This window comes from bacterium endosymbiont of Bathymodiolus sp. 5 South, assembly GCF_900128535.1.
GTDB lineage: Bacteria > Pseudomonadota > Gammaproteobacteria > PS1 > Pseudothioglobaceae > Thiodubiliella.
On sequence record NZ_FQTR01000221.1, the window covers coordinates 1 to 2,206 of the forward strand.

General features: G+C 35.5%; 2 protein-coding genes and 1 pseudogene. All 3 read right to left on the reverse strand.

All coding sequences use genetic code 11. The features are described from left to right. On the reverse strand, window positions 1-817 hold an 817-nt coding region (locus BBROOKSOX_RS10205), incomplete at its 3' end, for a hemagglutinin repeat-containing protein (protein ID WP_139661639.1). A 135-nt stretch (window positions 818-952) separates the two neighbouring features. Beyond that, window positions 953-1,360 (reverse strand): hypothetical protein, encoded by a 408-nt coding sequence (locus tag BBROOKSOX_RS10210; protein ID WP_139661641.1) that lies wholly within the window; start codon window positions 1,358-1,360, stop codon window positions 953-955. A gap of 8 nt (window positions 1,361-1,368) precedes the next feature. Further along, a pseudogene (locus tag BBROOKSOX_RS10215) lies at window positions 1,369-2,206 on the reverse strand (hypothetical protein); the annotation flags it as partial.

Genomic DNA, 2,206 nt, shown 5'->3' on the forward strand with positions numbered 1-2,206 from the left:
GGACTGTAGTCTTGGTGCTACGCTCGGCTTCTTTGTCAATGGTGGCTGTTGCTAATGTAAATGAGACTTTGCCATCACTTTCTTTTTTGAGTAGTAGTGGGTTTTTGGCAATAGTGCCGAGCACATCTGCAAGACTGACCTTTACTTTTTTGTGTTTAGAATAATGAGTATCGGTGTTGTTGACATTTTGGATGTTGATGTCTTTGGCGGTGCCACTGATGCTATTGTCTGCTTGGATGTTAACGCCTGCTGCATTAATGTTGTTGTTGGCATTAAGGGTGATGTTGTTGCCACTGAGTGTTGAGTTAACGGCAGTTTTTTTGATTCTGCCTTCTAAGTCTTCGGTAGAGGTGTAGAGTGGTCCAATTCCAACTAAACCTCCAAGGGATAATCCTGATGTTTTGTGATAAGACTCATTCAGGCTGCCATCATAGCCTGCCTTGATGTTAATGTCTTTGGCGCTATTTAGGCTGAGTTGTTGTTGTGCGTCTATATTAGAGCCTGTGATGTTAATATCCTCTTTGGTGGTTTCTATAGTGAGGTTATTGGCGGTTAAATTTGAGGCAATGTTGGTGGTGGTGGCTTTGGTGCTGGCACTAACACTGCTAGAGAACAAGCCCTTAGCGCTAGATTTCATTTGTACAGATTTAGAGTCTTGTACTGATGAGATATTTAAAACTCCGTTGGTAGCGACATTAACATTTGCGGTGTTAACTTCTTGGTTAACTGCATACGCATTACCCACGCCACTTAATACAAAAGCGTTTAAGTGGCTTAGTATTAAAAGTAGAGAGAAGGGTTTTTTAAGGGTGGGCATTGGTGTTATTTTAGATTGGTTTTTTTAAAGATTAACGCAATCTGATTTACAGGGTCAAAAAAACGATTATTTTTTTGTTAAATTACACTCTGACCCTAATTATTTCCTTTTTATGTTAAAAATGGTCATGTTTTTTTATTTGTTTAATTCTTCTATTTTTTTATTGATATATTCTTTTACGACTTCTAGGTTTTTGATTTTTTTCTTTTTTGCTATCATGTCGAAAGTTGTAAAAATTGCTTGGTAAATAAGGAGTTTTCTTGTTTGTTCGTTGCCATTTTTAAATTCGTTGTAGTCTATTCTTAAAGAACACCCGTAACTCTCTTCACCTCTATGTTTTCTAATGCCTTCTCCTCCTTTCATAACAGTAAAATCATCGTTTCTGATAATTAGCACTAGCAGTACTTCAGTTAATTTTTCATTAGAGTAGTTAATGCTTTTTAGGTAATTGTTTAGGTCTTCTTCGATTGTGATAACTATTTTACTATAATGCCTATAATCAATAGATCCTAATCCAATTTCTCCTCCAATCCATAGTTCCATTCTTACTCCTATCTGCCGTTTTTATTTAAAGGTGGATATTTGCCAAACATATCTTTGTATCTTTTTAAAACTTGATTTTGTTTATCATACATCTGTTTTTTAGTTCCTGTTTCTACTGGTCTATAGTTTGCTCCATTTTCATTCATGTTTTTTAATTCTTTTTCAGTATATCTTTTTTGCTTGCCAGGTCCATATCTTGACTCTCCATGAGTTGTTTCTCCTGATTTTAAAGGTTTTCCTGTTTTTTTATCTACTAATTTATACCTTTCTGCTGGCTGATTTCCTAATGTGTTGCCATGTTCATTTGGAGATTTTACTGTTTGTTGTTTGCCTGTTTTTGGATCTTTTATATAATAACTGCCACTTTCTCTTTGTATAATTGGATTGTTGTTTTTATCATACTTTCCTGTGTAAGTTCCTTTACCTCCATTTGGACCTACTACGACTTTTCTATTGTTGGATTTGGTAGGTTTATTGGTAGCATTAAAATTATAAGTCTTACCACTTGGTGCTTGAATGGTTTCTTTTTTAAAGATGTTGCCTTTTGTTGTTCTTACAACAGTTTTAGCACTGTTTTTGATACCACTCTTAATTGCACCGCCACCAATACCGCTACCTAATCCACCTGCAACATCAAAAATAATATCGCCACTTTTTGCGTATTGCCCCCAAGAGTTTAATGCCCCTCCTGTTTTGCCATCATCATGCAATCCCATCGCTGCATTGATAGCTGTATTTTGATGATTAGGGGTGTTTTCAATATTGTAACCTAAATTGTTTTCAACAGATGCTTTGAATATGCTTAGCTCTTCAAGCTTCATTAAAATATTGTTGCCTGTATTTGGA

Coding starts and splice junctions, on each gene's coding strand:
- BBROOKSOX_RS10210 (WP_139661641.1), bottom strand. CDS start 1,360: ATGGAACTATGGATTGGAGGAGAAATTGGATTAGGATCTATTGATTAT.